Source organism: Chryseobacterium sp. 2P, assembly GCF_059579425.1.
The window spans coordinates 3,019,527-3,036,786 of record NZ_CM184194.1; the positions used below are offsets into that span (position 1 = coordinate 3,019,527).

Here is a 17,260-nt window from a genome sequence, read left to right on the forward strand (position 1 = left end):
GCGAATGAGATGAAATACTTAAAGCTTATTATCAAAAGGAATTTTTTCGTTTTGAAAGACTCTGAAACATACAAAATTTTTAAAATCTATCTGTTCAATTGGAGATTGTCTCGTCGTGTTGCTCGTTGCCATGAGTTTTTTTAGCCCGGATTGCAACGGCATCCTTTTGGGTTGCGGGCGGAGCAAGGCGGAGCCCGTAACCCAAAAGATACAGTGAAAAGCCGGAAAAAGCTCCAAAAAAATGTTGAAGGGTTTGAGAGTTTAAGAGTTTAAGAGTTTGAGAAAGTTAAGCTTTAGTTCAATGTAAAGATTTCTAATCAAAATTGATTTTAACCGAAATTCAGCATACGTTTTGGCTAAATTGTTACTTATCTTTTTGTATAGTTTTTACATTAAAAACAATAGTTGCCATTATCCACTAAAGAAGTAATCGATAATGTAAAACCAGACTGCAGAAGTGAAAAACGCCGCAATAATACTGAAGCCGATCGTTAAATTGGTAAGTTTTGTATTTAATCGGTACTGCTCCGCAATAATGCTTGAGGTAACGACTGTAGGCATTGCTGATTCGAAGATGGTAATTCTGGCAATATTTCCTTTTATTCCGAGTAAAAGTGCTAATCCGAGCGTTATTGCCGGAGCCAGAATAAGTTTGTAAAACATGGAAACGGACATTTGGGGAATCAGTTTTTTCCAGCCATTGAATTTCAGTTGTAATCCGACTGAAAATAAAGCTAAAGGACTAACTGTGGCTGCTAATTTATCGAAAAAAGGTTCTGCGGAAGTGAAATCGACGAATTGAGACAAAACTAATGCAGCAATACAGCCAATTAAAGGTGGAAATGTAATGAGTCTTTTCAGAATAAATGCCGCGCTGATCTTTCCGGATTTGCTTCCGCCTTTTAAAGCCGCAATAATTCCTAATGTTGAAAGTGCAAAAAACATGGTCTGATCACAGATAATGGCAATGCTCAGTAAGCTTTCTCCGTAAAAAGCCGAAATAAGCGGAAAACCGATAAACGAAGTATTGCTGTAGCCGCTTACAAGTTCCAGAGTGCTTCGGGAACGCCGTGAATAACCTTTACTTTTGCTGTAAAACATCATAAAGAAAAAGCAGAAAACCGCTGTAAGAAAAGTCGCCACCACAGGAAACAGCATTTCTGCCGACCAGTGAACTTTCGGTAAATATTTGAATGAAACCGCCGGAAGCGCAAGATAGAGAATCCAGGTGTTGATTCCTTTATGTGCATCGGGATGGATGGATTTTGTTGCTTTGAAAACCATTCCCGCGATAATGCACACTGCAATCAGAACAAAATTTACCATAGTTTTGAATTATTGTGCAAATTTACGGTTGATTTCTTTTTAATGGAGATATCTGAAGATTTTTTAATCGCTTATTTTCCATTATCAAAAAACTTTATTTTTGTCATTCTGACGAAGGAAGAATCTCTACGAAAATATTATAAATTCTTCATTCCGCTTCTTAACTTTGTTCGTAAACTTTCAGTATATGTTTAGAATGGTAACTATATATAAATTTAATTCATTGTATCAAACAAGCTCATTACCTCTATTTTCTCCAATGGTTTTGAAAGGATAATTCTTTTGGCTGTTTTTGGAAGAAGATCGAAAAAATTATCGCTGAAATGGGTATCTCCCATCAGATAAACGTCTTTTGCCAAAACATCTGTAGAAATTTCAATTTCAGTGGCAGATATTTTCCTGATTTTAAGTGCAGGTTTTGTTAATTTTAAATCTTTGGGCTTTGCGAAGAAATAGTTGCTTTCGGCAATTATCTTTCCGTTGGTATCTTTTAAAGTCAATTTTAAAAACGTTTCATTTCTATTGGAATCAGAAACCAGATTTTGAATTTCGATCGGATCGAATGGTACAATTTCTTCCAGTGTTTTTCCATTGGGAACTGTTGTTATTTCGTCTAAAACTTTCCCTTGAAAATTAACGATCTCTATTTCCACAAAAACATCATCAAATTTTCGTGTCTGATCATTAATGGCATAAAAAGTAAGTATTCCTTCTTTTTCTGCCATTAAAATCACCTGATTTTCAAAGCTCCTTTTCACCTGATAATGCAATGCTTTCCAGTTTCCTGAATAATCTATGGAAGACCACGAAACAACAGGCCAACAATCGTTCAGTTGCCAGTATAAAGTTCCCATATTATAAGGTTTTGCTCTGCGGTGTGCTTCAATGGCAATCTGCATTCCACGAGCCTGAAGCAACTGCGAAACATAATTATACTTCACAAAATCTGTCGGAACTTTATAATCACGCTTCATGTAATTTTCAATAATTTCCCAGCCTCTGGAATGTTTTTCATGAGCTTTTATGGTTCCATTTTGTAAGCTTAAATCAGGATTTCCCGAAAACATAGATTTTGTAGTTTCCAATGTCGGCATTCCCTGAAAACCATATTCCGAAGCAAAACGCGGAACTTTTTCATTGTATATTTCAAACGTCTGTTCTCCCCACCAAACGCCCCAATAATGGGAATCGCCTTCCGTAAGGCTTTCTTTATGCCCCCATCCGATGGACGGTGAGCTTTCCCAATAGATTTGCTTATCCGAAGACGCATATTTTTGAATGGCATTGGGAATTACTTCATGAAAAATTTTCTTGTAATCTTTCCAAACCTGCAGCGAATCTTCTTTTGAATATTTGAATTGTTTCTGATACCCCCAATTGACAATCGCTTCATCGATTTCGTTATTTCCGCACCACAAAGCCAAAGAAGGATGATTCTGAATCCTTTCGATCTGGTCTTTCACTTCCAATTCTACATTTTTCTGAAAGTTTTCATCGGACGGATAAAAACTTCCTGCAAACATAAAATCCTGCCACACCAAAATTCCATTTTCGTCGCAGGCTTTGTAGAATTCGTCATCTTCATAAATTCCGCCTCCCCAAACGCGGATCATATTCATATTCGCATCCTTACAGGCTTTAATCAACTGCTGATATTTTTCTTTGGTCATTCTCGGAGAAAAACTATCGCCCGGAATCCAATTGGTTCCTTTGGTATACATTGGTTTTCCGTTCACTTTGAAGTAAAATGATTTTCCTTTTTCATCTTTTTCCTGAATTAATTCAACTGTTCTCAGTCCGATTTTTTCAGATTTTTCAGCAATCATTTTTGAATCTTTTTGCAAAGAAACTTTGATATCGTATAAGTTCGGATTTCCCCAACCGTTAGGCTGCCATAATTTCGGATTTTGAATCTGATAAGGAATTGAAATTAAATTCAATCCGGATTTTAAAGAAATATTTTGAGATTTTCCGTTAATTGAAAAAGTGTATTTTCCTTCTTTTTCAGTAAAAATTTCAGCCTGAATGTTTAAATCCGCTTTTTGCTTTGTTAAATTTTTTTGTTCGATTTTTACATGATCAAGTCTTGCAGCATTCCAGAAATTCAACTTAACGTCTTTCCAGATTCCTGCCGTTACTAATCTCGGTCCCCAATCCCAACCGAACTGATATTGCGCTTTTCTCACAAAACTTCTCGGAGATTCCGGCATGATGAAAGGAACTTTTTGGGCTAATTCTTTTCCGACATTTACCGCAGACCTGAATTTTACCTGTAAAACATTCTCACCTTTTTTTAAACTTTGTTTAACCGGAATTGTCCATTTTCTGAACATATTATCTGTCGATTCAATCAATTTTCCATTTAAATAAATTTCAGAAAACGTATCCAATCCATTAAAAATCAATTCAATATTTTGATTTTCTAAATCCTTTGAAGAAATGTTAAATGACGTCTGATAATCCCAGTCTTCATTTTCTATCCATTGTACTTTTTTTTCGTTTTCATCCTTATACGGATCGGGTATAATTTTGTTATTCATCAAATCCAGATGAACAGTTCCCGGAACAGAAGCAGTCAACCAATTATTCTCTTTGGCATTTTTGAATTTCCATTTTTCAGAGGATAAATTGCGCTCTGAAGTTTGTGCATTGGTAAAGATTTGTATGAAAAGGAAAGTAAAAAGTATGGATTTTTTCATTAAGAGATTGATTATTAGTAAAATTCAAACGTTTTGTCATTCTGACGAAGGAAGAATCTCAGCATTTATATTTAGATTCTTCACTTCACTTCGTTTCATTCAGAATGACAAACTTGGCGTATATTTTTTAGTTAAAATTTCATATTATTATTTATTCTTCAAAGCAACAATCTCTTCAGAATTCGCAAAAGCTCCACCGTCCGTAATCGCAGAAGAATGAAAATATCCGGCTTTGGTAAATCCCCTGATTTCTTCGATATTGGATGACCGAAGTCCGCCACCGACAAGAATTTCTATTCTGCCATTGGATAACGCTACTAATTTTTTAAGATTTTCCTTGCCCTCCGAAACATTGGGCTTCTGTCCTGAAGTAAGAATGGTTGTAAAGCCGCATTCAATAACTTTTTCCAAAGAGTTTTCTAAATCTTTTGCACGGTCAAAGGCACGGTGAAATGTACATGGATAAGGTTTTGCCAGTTCCACCAAAATTTTATTCTGCTCACTATTCACCTCATCATTTTCATCCAGAATTCCGAATACGAAACCGTCAACTTTTAGAGATTTTAACTGAACCAGATCTGATTTCATCTGTTCAAATTCATCATCACTGTACGTGAAATCTCCGCCACGAGGACGAACCATCACAAAGATTGGAATATTGATTTTTTCTCTAAGTTGTTTTATGGTTTCAAAATCAGGTGTGGTTCCTCCTTCGCTTAATCCGTCGCACAATTCTATTCGGTCTGCACCGTTTTCAACAGCGATTAATGCAGATTCCGGATTGAAGCATGCTATTTCTATTTTTGACATCTTTTTAATTTAAGTTTTGGCTAAAGCCAATGGATTTTTTATTTTGAAAAATGGGCTAAAGCCCGTTCCTATTGATGATTACATCTATTTTAATGCAAAATCTGGTTTTTCCAGACGGTTTCCTTTTTGATCGTACACTGCGAAATTAAACCCATCCTGAATGCAGTAGGAGCCATATTCCCCTTTTTTATTAAGGGCAATAAAACCCACCTGAATATCCTTCAGATTTTTATTTCTACGCTGTGTAATTTTTACAATTCTTTCAACAGCTTCTTTACAAGCCTGTTGCGGCGTTCTTCCATGTCTCATTAATTCTACCACCAAATGCGTTCCTACGGTTCGGATCACTTCTTCACCATGACCGGTTGCTGTTGCTGCACCTACCTCATTATCAACAAACAAACCCGCCCCTATAATCGGTGAATCTCCTACTCTTCCGTGCATTTTGAAAGCCATTCCGCTTGTTGTACAGGCTCCGGAAAGATTTCCGTTTGTATCCAGAGCGATCATTCCGATTGTATCGTGATTTTCGATATTGACGATCGGCTGATATTTGCTGTCTTTCAGCCATTCTTTCCATTCTTTTTCGGATTCGGGAGTGAGAATATTTTCTTTTTTAAATCCCTGCGAAATGGCAAACTGCAAAGCTCCATCTCCAACCAGCATTACGTGAGGTGTTTTTTCCATCACAGCTCTTGCTACAGAAATCGGATTTTTAATATTTTCCAGACAGGCAACAGACCCGATGTTGTAATTTTCGTCCATAATACAGGCATCTAAAGTCACTCTTCCGTCTCTGTCGGGACGACCGCCGTAACCTACACTTCTCTCTGCCGGATCATTTTCCACAAGGCGGACTCCTTTTTCCACTGCATCCAAAGCTCTTCCTCCTTTTCCGAGAATCGTCCAGGCTTCTTCATTGGCTTTTAAACCGAAATTCCATGTGGAAAGAACGATCGGTTTATTAATGATTGTCTTGTTATTTTCAGGCTGATTTTTAGCTAACAGATCCAACGGATTTACCGCTAAAGCCAGTGAAGCGACGGCAGATTTTTTCAGAAACTTTCTTCTACTTTGCATACTCAGATTTATTTGGCTCCAAATTAAGGATTTTTCGCATGAAGATGAAATAAAAAAAGCGGTAGATTTTCTACCGCTCAAATGATTTTATTGAAATTAATGAGGTAATTTTTCCCTGAAATATCCATACATCCAAGTCCCGAAAATAGCACTCAGCAAAGTGATAGCTACCGCAAAAGCTCCGGTTCCGATCTGTGCGAAAAGCGGTCCTGGGCAGGCTCCTGTAATTGCCCAGCCAAATCCGAAGATCAGTCCGCCATAAATTTGCCCTTTATTAAATTTCTTTGGAGCAATGGAAATTTTTTCGCCATAAATAGTTTTGATATTAAATTTTTTAATGATCAATACGGCAATCATTCCCGTTAAAACGGCACTTCCGATAACGCCGTACATGTGAAAAGACTGTAACCGGAACATTTCCTGAATTCTGAACCAGCTTATAATTTCTGCTTTTACAAAGATGATCCCGAATAATATTCCAACGATCATATATTTTAAATTGTGGTACCATTTGTGCCTAAGTTGACTTTCGTTGGTACAAATACTGTCCTGATGTCTTATCTCTTTTTCCTGTTTCATTTTTAAATTTTAAAGTGAAAGAATAATGGGCAGAATGATGTTTGCCATTAAAAAACCACCTACCATAAAGCAGATTGTTGCAATTAAGGAAGCGCCCTGAAGGTTGGAAAGTCCCATGATGGCGTGTCCGCTGGTACATCCTCCCGCATAACGCGTTCCGAAACCTACCAAAAAGCCGCCGACAACCATCATAATAAATCCTCTTATAGTAAAAAGACTGGTAAAATTCATGAGTTGGGTCGGAACGAGATTGCTGTAATCTGTAATTCCGTAGGTTGTTAATTCTGCTTTTAGATTCTGGTTAACGGTAATTTCTTGTGAATTCATTAAAAATTGGGCGGCAATCATTCCGCCTAAAAAAATTCCGAACACGAAGAATAAATTCCATAGTTCTTTTTTCCAGTCGTATTTAAAGAAGCCGATATTCGCAGGAATACAGGCTGCACAAATATGTCTGAGTGATGAGCTGATCCCGAAAGATTTATTTCCCAAAATCAGCAAAGCAGGAACAGTAAGCCCGATTAACGGTCCTGCAACGTACCACGGCCAAGGTTCTTTTATGATTTCTAACATTAAGTATTTGTATTAAAACTGTTTTTATTCTGATTAATGATTTTAACGTGAGTTTGATGTAAAGATTGCAAATAAAATCGACTTCAGCAGAAATTGACCTATTTTTGGATCTAAACGCCAGGAACGCTAAGTTTTCTTTTCAAAATAACTCTGTTGATTTTTATTCTGCCTGATTTTGGATCTCCAAAGATCTTTTGTCTCTTTCTTTGTTAAATCTATTTTAAAATTTTACTCTGGCAAACAAAATCACTTACCGGAATGTCTGTTTGAGAAATTGCGCTGAACCCGCCTTCAATTTCACTAAAATTGCGGTAGCCTCTTGCCTGAAGAATACTTGCAGCCATCATACTTCTGTAACCTCCTGCACAGTGAAGATAGAAATGTTCTGCCGGATCGATTGAACTGATCCATTCGTTGATGTATGCCAAAGGTTTGTTGAATGCTTCATCTATATGTTCTGCATTGTATTCACTTTCTTTTCGGACATCAATAATTTTCGCATCTTTTTCTTTAATTTCCTGTTCAAATTGCTGCGCTGAAATTCTGTTGACAGAATCTGTTTCTTTACCGCTGTCTTTCCATGCGTTGAAACTGCCTTTTAAAAATCCGAGAACATTGTCAAATCCTACACGGCTTAATCGGGTCACGGTTTCTTCCTCTTCATTTTCGTTGGTAATAAGCAGAATCGGCTGTTTTACATCTACAATCAAAGCTCCGACCCAAGGTGCAAAATCGCCATTCAGTCCGATATTAATGGATTGCGGAACAAATCCTTTTGCGAAGTCTTCGTTATTCCGTACATCCAAAATCAAAGCACCTGAATGTTCTGCCATTTCTTCAAATTCATCCGGAGAAAGAGCCTGTAAACCTTTAGACAAGACTTCATCGAAACTGTCGTAGCCTTTTTTATTCATCGCCACATTCATTCCAAAATAAGCCGGAGGCGGAAGAAGTCCGTCTGTAACCTCTTTGATGAAACTTTGTTTATCTCTCTGATTCAAGGCGTAATTGGTTTTCTTCTGATTTCCCAGAGAATCTACCGTTTCTTTCTGCATATTTTTTCCGCACGCAGAACCTGCTCCGTGTGCCGGATAAACGGTAATATCGTCATTCAAAGGTAAAATTTTGCTGTAAAGACTTTCATAAAGCAAACCAGCCAATTCTTCCTGCGTCATGTTTGCTGCTTTCTGCGCCAGATCTGGACGGCCTACATCGCCTAAAAACAAGGTATCTCCGCTAAAAAGAGCTGTTTCTTTTCCGTTTTCGTCCATCAGAAGAAAAGATGAGCTTTCCATGGTATGACCGGGTGTATGAAGAACTTTTATGGTGATACTTCCTACCTGAAAGGTCTGATTATCTTCTGCAATAATGGCTTCAAATTCAGGTTTTGCTGTGGGACCGTACACAATCGGTGCATTCGTTTTTTTACTTAAATCTAAATGTCCGCTTACAAAATCCGCGTGAAAGTGGGTTTCAAAAATGTATTTCAGCGTAACGTTATCTTTTTTAAGACGCTCAATATAAGGCTGGGTTTCTCTTAGCGGGTCTATAATTACCGCTTCACCGTTGGAAACAATATAATAAGCTCCCTGTGCAAGACATCCTGTATAAATCTGTTCTATTTTCATTTTTTATGATTTTAAATTTTACTTATTTTTTCTGATACAAATTTCCGAGTTTGGGATTTTCTGTACCGCTACTTTTGTTACAGAAGGGTTTTATTTTTTGAACACAAAGACCACAGAGTTTTTTTTAAATACATATTTTTTTAGCTTCACAAAGCCGCTAAAGCTTATAAGAGATTGGATTTCATGGTATTTTAATTAAAATTAGCTTTACACGAAATTTATTATAAGTTTTGGCTAAAGCCTATTGTTTTCTTGATTATTAAAATGGGCTGAAGCCCATTCCTATTGATACTTTTGTACTGTTTTTAGATCAAACTCACGTTAAGACACTATATCCCCAAAGATTTTTTAACTACTATGCTTTTTTGAGTGTCACAAAGCCACTAACGCTTATAAAAAATTGAATTTCAATGCATTAAAATTAACTTTAATAGAAATTTAGTACAAGTTTTGGCTAAAGCTTATTGTTTTCTTGATTATCAAAATGGGCTGAAGCCCATCCCTATTGATAGTTTTGCACTGTTTTTATATCAAACTCACGTAAAATACTATGTACCCAAAGATTTTTTAACTACTATGCTTTTTTGAATATCACCATGATGCTAACGCTTATAAGAGATTGGATTTCATGTTGTTTTAATTAAAATTAGCTTTAATCGAAATTGAGTACAAGTTTTGGCTAAAGCCTATTGTTTTCTTGATTATTAAAATGGGCTAAAGCCCATTCCTATTGATACTTTTGCACTATTTTACATCAAACTCACGTTAAAATACTTTGTCCCCAAAGATTTTTTAACTATTATACTTTTTTGAATATCATAATGATGCTAACGTTTATAAGAGATTGGATTTCATGGTATTTTGCTCTATAGATTTAAAACTTTGATGTTTTTTTCTCCCGAATCTTTCGCAGTCCGACCTGAGTGGAGCTCTTTTTGTTTTTTACAAAACAAAAAGATTGGGAGCCCTTCGATAAACTCAGGATAAACTACTGGCGGAAACAGATGCCCTAATAAAAAAACTATAAAAAAAGTTCTTTAATGATGATGTACATTCCCATCACAAGAATGAACCATCCGAATGCAGGTTTGAGTTTTTTCCCGTCGATTTTTTTGGACAACTGCGAACCGATGATGATGCCGACAATTGCAATTGATGAAATGGTGGCTAATAATTTCCAATCGATTTTCACAGCATCCATTGATGAGAAAAATCCGATAAGCGAATTGAGCGAAATGATTACCAGTGAAGTTCCGATGGCTACTTTCATTGGAGTTTTAAGCAGATTAACGAGTGCGGGAATGATCATAAATCCGCCTCCTGCACCTACCAAACCTGTCAGAACCCCAACAACAGATCCTTCTCCTGCTGCTAAAAGGGTATTGTTTTTCTGTAAATCTGATGTCTTGGTAACACAATCTGTAGTTTTCTGAATCATTTTGTAGGAAGCCAAAATCATTAATCCTGCAAAAATTAAAAGCAACAGAATATCTTTGGTTACCACAAAGTTGCTGACTGTAAAAACTTCATCGGGAATTAAGGGTACAATATAATTTCGCGTCAGAAAAATGGAAATAATGGACGGAATGCCGAAAACAAGTGCTGTTTTAAAATTCACCAAGCCTTTTTTAAAATAGGAAACTGAACCGACCACACTGCTGATCCCGACAATAAAAAGGGAATATTCTGTTGCCAGAAAAGCGTCTAATCCGAAAAGGTAAACCAAAACGGGAACGGTAAGAATGCTTCCGCCGCCACCGATTAACCCTAACGAAATTCCTATTAAAACAGAAGCGAGATATCCAAAAATTTCCATGTTTTCAACTTTATGATGCAAAATTGAAGATATTTGGAAAGGTGTACCGCTACTTTTGTTACAGAACGGCTTTTTAATGCTAAGTTTGCGAAAATTTTTACTTTAGTTGTTATGTTGAAAGGATATTAATATTTTTTTTGATCGCGAAGTTCGCTAAGATTTTTTTTAATACTATCCTTTTTAAGTTCGCAAAGCTACTTCGACAAGCTCAGCATAAACTATTTACTTAGATAAGATTGCTAAGAGAGATTTAGGAAAGTAATATAGAATCTTTGTAAACATTTAAGATTACTTTTATCGTGATGAAATATTTAGTTTCGACGGATTAAAACATCTTAATATTTTTTTGATTGCGAAGTTCGCTAAGATTTTTTTTACTACTATCCTTTTTTAAGTTTGCGAAGCTACTTCGACAAGCTCAGCATAAACTATTCAATTAGATAAGATCGCAAAGAGACTCGCTAATCTTCCAAAATTGTAATTTTATTTCGTCCGAGCTGCAGCTTTCCGGAGTCTTCAAGCTGTTTCAGGAGTCGGGAAACGACGACTCTGGCTGTTCCAAGTTCGTTAGCAAGCTGTTCGTGGGTGATTACGATGGTTTTGGAATTCAGAATTTCGGATTTTTTGTGAAGAAGATTCAGCAGTCTTTCATCTACTTTTTTGAAAGCGATCGCATTGATGATATCCAAGAGTTCTTCAAAACGTTTATGATAGAGCCTGAAAATATAATCGAGCCATTCCGGATATTCTTTAATAAACAATGAAACCTTGTCAACAGGCAGAAACAGGATTTCGGTATCTTCTTCTACTTCCGCTTTTACGATGCTTTTTTCGTTGTGCATTCCGCCCAGAAAAGACATGATGCAGCTTTCTCCGGCTTTGATGTAGTACAGAAGAATTTCTCTCCCGTCTTCTTCGGTACGGATCACCTTCATCATCCCTTTCATCACAATCGGAATAGAACGGATGGACGAATTTTCATCGAGAATAATATCGCCTTCCTGATAGGTTTTTGTAACTCCGTATCTGTAAAGCTTTTCTACCAGTTCCGGCGAAGTAGTAAATTCTGAGGAAAGAACCGAATCTTGCATAATTAAATTTCTAAGGCTAATTTACGCCAATTTCGTCAACAAAAAGCCAAGCTTTAGAATCCGCGCCCGGATTTCCCGCAGGAATAATGCCTGCATTTTCTATTTTAACCTTAATGTATTTTGAATTCTGGCTTCCTACATTCACTTTAATTTCTCCTTTTGCTGAAAGGATTTCTTCTTTTCCGACTTCTTTGATTAACTTAAAATCTGAGCCGTTGTCTGACACGAAAATCTGAGCCGATTTTGCAAAATGAATCCAGCTTCCTTTATTATCCAGTGTATTGAAATAAACTTCTGAGAACTGCGTTTTCTGTCCGAAATCAATGGTTGCGACCACATCTTTTCCATTAAAACCGAGCCATGTTTTTCCCAATTGCTTTTGGTTTCCAGTAATTCCGTCGACTAAAGTAAAAGCTCCGCCGAAAGAATAATTTTCACTCGGCTGCTCTTCTAATGTAATTTTTTTTCCGGTTGTTTTGGATATGGTGAAACTTTGGGAAGATACAGAGCTTTTAAGCTGTCCATTTTCGAAATAGGCAGATTTAACCGTCATTGATTTTGAAATCTGAACAGGATTTTTATAGTTTTGAGAATTGGCAGAAGGATCTGCTCCATCCACTGTATATCGTATTCCATCAGGATTCTGAGAGGTTGAAAGTTCGTAAGCTACTCCATTTTCAGAAGAAATTACTTTCCCTGAAACATTGTAAATGCTTTTCGCATAATTCACCGCCATTTTATCCAGATTTCTGAATTCATTAATTACTCTTCCTTCAAATTCCTTGTAATTTTTAGGATCAGCAGTTCCCCATCCCACTTCCGAAAGCGCCAGTAATCTCGGGAAAATCATATACTGAACCTGTTTGAAATCCAGAATATATTCCGTCCATAAATTTGCCTGAACTCCTAAAATGTATTTTGCCTGTTCAGCATTCAGTTCTTCGGGAATCGGATTATAAGAATAGACTTTATCCAAAGGCGTAAATCCTCCGAAAGCGTTCGGCTCTGTTGCGGGATCTCCCTGATAATGATCGAAATAACAGTAAGAACCGGGCGTCATAACGGCAAAATGACCGGATTTTGCAGCTTCTACCCCGCCTTTTATTCCTGTCCAGCTCATTACAACAGCATTCGGAGCCAGTCCACCTTCCAGAATTTCGTCCCAGCCGATAATTTTTCTGCCTTTTGAATTTACATATTTTTCAATTCTTCGGATAAAATAGCTTTGCAGACCATGTTCATCTTTCAGGTTATTTTTTTTGATTAATTCCTGACAATGTGCGCATTCTTTCCATCTTGTTTTCGGGCATTCGTCGCCTCCGATATGGATGTATTGTGAAGGAAAAAGTGCGATTACCTCATCTAAAACGTTTTCTAAAAATTTAAATGTTTCATCTTTCGGGCAGAAAACATCATCAAAAACGCCCCATTTCGTTGCCGGTTCGAAAGATCCTTTTGTACAGGCTAAATCAGGATAAGCGGACAATGCAGCTAAAGCGTGACCCGGCATTTCAATTTCGGGAACTATGGTAACATGTCTTTCCTGAGCGTATTTTACCACTTCTTTAATCTGTTCCTGTGTATAAAAATACGGTCCGTAAGGTTTTCCGTCGAAGGTATTGTCAACATACGCTCCAATCATCGATTCCTTACGTTTTGAACCGATCTGCGTTAATTTCGGATATTTTTTGATCTCAATTCTCCAACCCTGATCGTCGGTTAAATGCCAGTGAAAAGTATTGAGTTTGTACATGGCAAGATAATCAATGTACTGTTTTACTTCTTCAACGGTGAAAAAATGTCTGGAAACGTCCAAATGCATTCCTCTCCATTGGAATTTTGGGGAATCCTGGATTTCGAGAGCAGGAATTTTTCCGTCTTCTGACGTTTTTATTAATTGCAAAAGAGTTTGGATGCCTTGAAAAAGACCTTCAGGGTTCTTCCCAACAACCATAATCATTTCGTTGCTGATATTTATAATATAATTTGAATTAAACTCTCGTTTATTATCAATTTTTAAATCTTTATTTAACAGTAGCGAAATAAAATTTGGCTTTGTTTTTTTTATGTTTTGAGATGAATTTTTTGGATAGATTTTTTTAAAATTATCCATAAAATATTTGTATTCATTCGATTTTTTGTCTCCCACGAAAAGTGTATTCCCGCTTACCTCGAAATTCCCTGTTTTTAATTCAACCTTTTGCGGATAGGGAATTAAATTTAATCTGGTTTGAGTAAAAAAAAGACTTGAAAAAAGCACAGAAAGTACCAGTAAAAAACGCTGCATTTTGTGAGTTTAAGATTAAGCGAATATACTTATTTTCTGAAAATTTTTAAACGTAATTTAACTTATTAAATAAGAAAACATCTAATTTTGCAAAAAAATAAATGATGAGAAAAACATTTTTACTGGTGGGCGGACTTTTATTTTCAGTTTCATCACAGGCACAGATTTTAGATGTCATAAAATCAACGGTAAAAGATCAGACAGGAATTGATCTTAACAATCCAAAAGTTCCGGCTCAAACCAGCGGAACGGCAACCACGCCAAAAACAACCACGACCACATCTCCAATCAATCTCGGAAGTCTTACTTCAACCCAGATTTCTTCGGGACTAAAGGAAGCTTTAAGTCTGGGTGTGAATGAAGGCGTAAAAAAACTGGGCGTTACAGACGGTTTCCTGAAAAATGAAGCAGTAAAAATCTTAATGCCGGAAAAATTGAGAAAAATCGACACGACTTTACGCTCTATCGGGTTGGGAAGTCTTGCAGACCAAGGAGTGAAATTACTGAACAGAGCTGCGGAAGATGCTGTAGTGGAAGCCGCTCCTATCTTTACAAAAGCAATTACTTCAATGACGATTACGGATGCTAAAAATATTTTGCTGGGAAGTAATAATGCAGCGACCAATTATCTGCAAACGAAAACACAGGCTCAGCTTTTCTCCGCTTTTCAGCCAAAAGTGAAAGCTTCACTGGGAAAAGTGGGAGCCGATAAGGTCTGGAGCAATATTATTTCCAAATACAATACTTTTACCGGACAGGCTGTAACCACGGATCTTAATGAATATGTAACCACAGAAACCATCAACGGAGTTTTCAAAATGGTGGCAGAAAAAGAAAGCGGAATCCGAAATACGCCTGCCATGAGAACCACAAGTATTTTACAGAAGGTTTTCGGAGCGCAGGACGGTAAATAATTTAAAATCTAATCCCTTCAAAATATCCGGTTTTGAAGGGATTAATTCATGATAATTTATTGACTTTCTGCTTAATACCCGATATTAAAGTAAAGCGGAAGTACTATCTGTAATTTAATATTGTTTCAATAAATATTTTAAAATATCTGTGGTCGTTACAATTCCTTTCAGTTCTCCATTTTCCACTACAGGAATAGAATGAAAACTCTGTTCAGATAAAATTTCCACTACTTCTTTAATAGTTGTATTGGGTTCTACAATCATCGGGCTTTTCGTCATCACCTGTGAAATGCTGAAAATATCATATACTACGGCAGAAACGCCATCTGTTTCAACATCCTCTTCCTCCACATCTGCATAGCTGATTTTCAATAAATCGGAATAGCTTAATACTCCCAGCAGTTTTTTATCTTCCACAACAGGAATGTGTCTTATTTTGTGATTCTTAAATAATTTTTCGGCATCATACAGTGTATTCGAAACATTAAGAGTTATTAAGTCTTTCGTCATGATCTGAGATACAGGAATTCTTTGTTTCATAATATTCAAAATTTAAATTGTTTTTAAAGAAATCACTTACTAAACTCCATTTTGTATACTCAAAGTTAGCGAACAAACTGTTGTTTTTAGAATTCGGGAGTATGATAAAAGTTAGCTTCTTCAATAAAAAAAGTGAATATTGATTTTATGAATCACAATTGAAAAATCAATTCATATTTTAAATATATAAAATTTAAAATAAACAATTATTAACTAAAAATAAAACAATAAAAAGACTTAATCTACCGTAAATTTAAAAACAAAATTTATATTTTTTAACAAAAATGACAAATATCAAAATGACAAATATCAGCGAAAATCATCACAAAAAAAGATGAATACCCTCCTAAATTTGATGGTGTTAAATAAATAAAATTTAGGAACATGAAAAAAATGTTATTAGCTGGTTCTATGATAATAATGGGGCTATGCAACGCACAGGAAAAGCAAGAAGGTCTAAAGGGAACTTGGTTTGCAACTGCACAATTTGGCTATCAAAGCACAAATGACGGTTCGGAAACCGGTAAATCTTCCAGTACTACGATTCTTCCTCTTGCCGGTTATTTTGTAGGACCTTCCACTGCCATAGGAATTGCAGCAGGAAATATTGGTGTAAAATCTCAAAATCAGGTTGCGGATAATGTAACTTTAAAAACGAATCTTCTGGTGGTGGAACCTCTGGCAAGAAAATACTGGAATATACACGGAGGACTTTTCTTTTTCGGGCAACTTGCAGTTCCTATCATTTCAGGAAAAACGAAAATGACAGCAAACGGACAATCTGTACCGAATAGTGATATCAAGGTAAATCAGATAGGGCTGGCTGTTTCCGGAGGATTAGATTATGTTCTCACCAAACATTTTACGGTAGAATTTTCTTATAATCTGGCTAATCTTTCGTATACAACAATTAAAAATTATCCGGGAACAACAAAAGATATTAAAACAACAGATTTTTCTCTGGCTCATGTTGCCACTGTAGTACCGGATTATAATAAGGCGGTATTCGGACCTAACGGAAATGCCATCTCTACGCTGTCTTTCGGTTTTAAATTTTTATTTTAAAGAAATCTGAAGATACTTTACACGCTCATAGGTTTGAATGAAATAAATGATGCTTAACAAAAAAGCTGTTTCAGACAATTGAAACAGCTTTTGTTTTTTATCAGAACTGCATTTCCGGAATTTCTCCTTCAATAATCAGATCAGCTTCTGTAGATTGTATGATGTGCTCCACAGAAACTCCCGGAGCTCTTTCAATAAGCTTAAAACCTTGAGGCGTAACATCTAAAACGGCTAATTCTGTAACCACTCTTTTCACGCAGTTTACTCCGGTTAAAGGAAGGGTACATTTTTTTAGAATTTTACTTTCTCCGGCTTTGTTTACGTGCATCATCGCAACGATAATATTTTCTGCCGAAGCTACTAGATCCATTGCTCCGCCCATTCCTTTCACCATTTTTCCCGGAATTTTCCAGTTGGCAATATCTCCGTTTTCTGCAACTTCCATGGCTCCCAAAATGGTAAGATCTACTTTCTGCGCTCTGATCATCCCGAAACTGAACGCCGAATCGAAGAAGGAACCTCCGTTTAAGATGGTAATCGTCTGTTTTCCGGCATTGATAACATCCGCATCTTCTTCTCCCTCAAAAGGAAATGGTCCCATTCCCAAAACTCCGTTCTCACTCTGGAACTCTACCGAAAGATTGTCCGGAACGTAGTTGGCAACCAATGTTGGAATTCCGATTCCTAAATTTACGTAATATCCGTCTTTTACTTCTCTGGAAATTCTTTGTGCAATTTGTTCTTTAGTTAGCATAGCTTAATCTTATCCTGCCAAATTAGCCATTTTTTCAGAATTACAAAATAATTTTCTTTCTTATCATAGGATAAATTTTGAATCTCAAATTGTTGTAA

The 17,260-nt window shown here is 36.4% G+C and carries 14 protein-coding genes; 2 read left to right on the forward strand and 12 right to left on the reverse strand.

Going from position 1 to position 17,260, the window contains the following annotated elements:
- Positions 1–411: 411 nt before the first annotated feature.
- The 10 genes from AC52CF_RS13765 to AC52CF_RS13810 form a co-directional block, all read right to left on the reverse strand.
- Positions 412–1,326 carry an AEC family transporter gene (locus AC52CF_RS13765; protein WP_214589183.1) on the reverse strand — a complete coding sequence of 305 codons (915 nt, stop codon included), beginning with the start codon at positions 1,324–1,326 and terminating at the stop codon, positions 412–414.
- 215 nt (positions 1,327–1,541) lie between these two features.
- Positions 1,542–4,025, reverse strand: a complete 2,484-nt coding sequence (locus AC52CF_RS13770; protein WP_496517272.1) for a beta-mannosidase — start codon at positions 4,023–4,025, stop codon at positions 1,542–1,544.
- 147 nt (positions 4,026–4,172) lie between these two features.
- Positions 4,173–4,835 (reverse strand): copper homeostasis protein CutC, encoded by a 663-nt coding sequence (locus AC52CF_RS13775; RefSeq protein ID WP_375180841.1) that lies wholly within the window; start codon positions 4,833–4,835, stop codon positions 4,173–4,175.
- Positions 4,836–4,919: 84 nt separating this feature from the next.
- On the reverse strand, positions 4,920–5,915 hold the full coding sequence (locus AC52CF_RS13780) for an isoaspartyl peptidase/L-asparaginase family protein (protein WP_375180842.1): 996 nt from the start codon (positions 5,913–5,915) through the stop codon (positions 4,920–4,922).
- 96 nt (positions 5,916–6,011) lie between these two features.
- Entirely contained in the window at positions 6,012–6,494 is a 483-nt protein-coding gene (locus tag AC52CF_RS13785; RefSeq protein ID WP_214589179.1) for a DUF6691 family protein, read from the reverse strand.
- Positions 6,495–6,503: 9 nt separating this feature from the next.
- Positions 6,504–7,067 carry a YeeE/YedE family protein gene (locus tag AC52CF_RS13790; protein WP_214589178.1) on the reverse strand — a complete coding sequence of 188 codons (564 nt, stop codon included), beginning with the start codon at positions 7,065–7,067 and terminating at the stop codon, positions 6,504–6,506.
- A gap of 215 nt (positions 7,068–7,282) precedes the next feature.
- Complete coding sequence (locus tag AC52CF_RS13795; protein WP_214589177.1) at positions 7,283–8,695, reverse strand: MBL fold metallo-hydrolase; 1,413 nt, start codon at positions 8,693–8,695, stop codon at positions 7,283–7,285.
- Positions 8,696–9,716: 1,021 nt separating this feature from the next.
- The gene (locus AC52CF_RS13800) at positions 9,717–10,511 is read right to left on the reverse strand and encodes a sulfite exporter TauE/SafE family protein (protein ID WP_214589176.1); all 795 of its coding nucleotides are present in this window, start codon (positions 10,509–10,511) and stop codon (positions 9,717–9,719) included.
- Between the two features lie 461 nt (positions 10,512–10,972).
- On the reverse strand, positions 10,973–11,602 hold the full coding sequence (locus tag AC52CF_RS13805; protein WP_029297242.1) for a Crp/Fnr family transcriptional regulator: 630 nt from the start codon (positions 11,600–11,602) through the stop codon (positions 10,973–10,975).
- A gap of 16 nt (positions 11,603–11,618) precedes the next feature.
- The gene (locus tag AC52CF_RS13810; protein WP_496517273.1) at positions 11,619–13,889 is read right to left on the reverse strand and encodes a glycoside hydrolase family 20 protein; all 2,271 of its coding nucleotides are present in this window, start codon (positions 13,887–13,889) and stop codon (positions 11,619–11,621) included.
- 101 nt (positions 13,890–13,990) lie between these two features.
- On the opposite strand from AC52CF_RS13810, the gene AC52CF_RS13815 reads away from it, so the two are divergent.
- Positions 13,991–14,803 carry a DUF4197 domain-containing protein gene (locus AC52CF_RS13815; RefSeq protein ID WP_496517274.1) on the forward strand — a complete coding sequence of 271 codons (813 nt, stop codon included), beginning with the start codon at positions 13,991–13,993 and terminating at the stop codon, positions 14,801–14,803.
- Between the two features lie 114 nt (positions 14,804–14,917).
- On the opposite strand, the gene AC52CF_RS13820 is transcribed toward AC52CF_RS13815, so the two are convergent.
- Positions 14,918–15,343: a CBS domain-containing protein gene (locus tag AC52CF_RS13820; RefSeq protein WP_496517275.1), complete on the reverse strand. Its 426-nt coding sequence runs from the start codon at positions 15,341–15,343 to the stop codon at positions 14,918–14,920.
- Between the two features lie 384 nt (positions 15,344–15,727).
- Between AC52CF_RS13820 and AC52CF_RS13825 the strand changes: the two genes are divergently transcribed.
- A complete protein-coding gene (locus AC52CF_RS13825; RefSeq protein WP_235131258.1) occupies positions 15,728–16,408 on the forward strand; it encodes an outer membrane beta-barrel protein in 681 nt (226 codons plus the stop codon).
- Between the two features lie 100 nt (positions 16,409–16,508).
- On the opposite strand, the gene AC52CF_RS13830 is transcribed toward AC52CF_RS13825, so the two are convergent.
- Positions 16,509–17,162 carry a CoA transferase subunit B gene (locus tag AC52CF_RS13830; RefSeq protein ID WP_496517276.1) on the reverse strand — a complete coding sequence of 218 codons (654 nt, stop codon included), beginning with the start codon at positions 17,160–17,162 and terminating at the stop codon, positions 16,509–16,511.
- Positions 17,163–17,260: the final 98 nt, after the last annotated feature.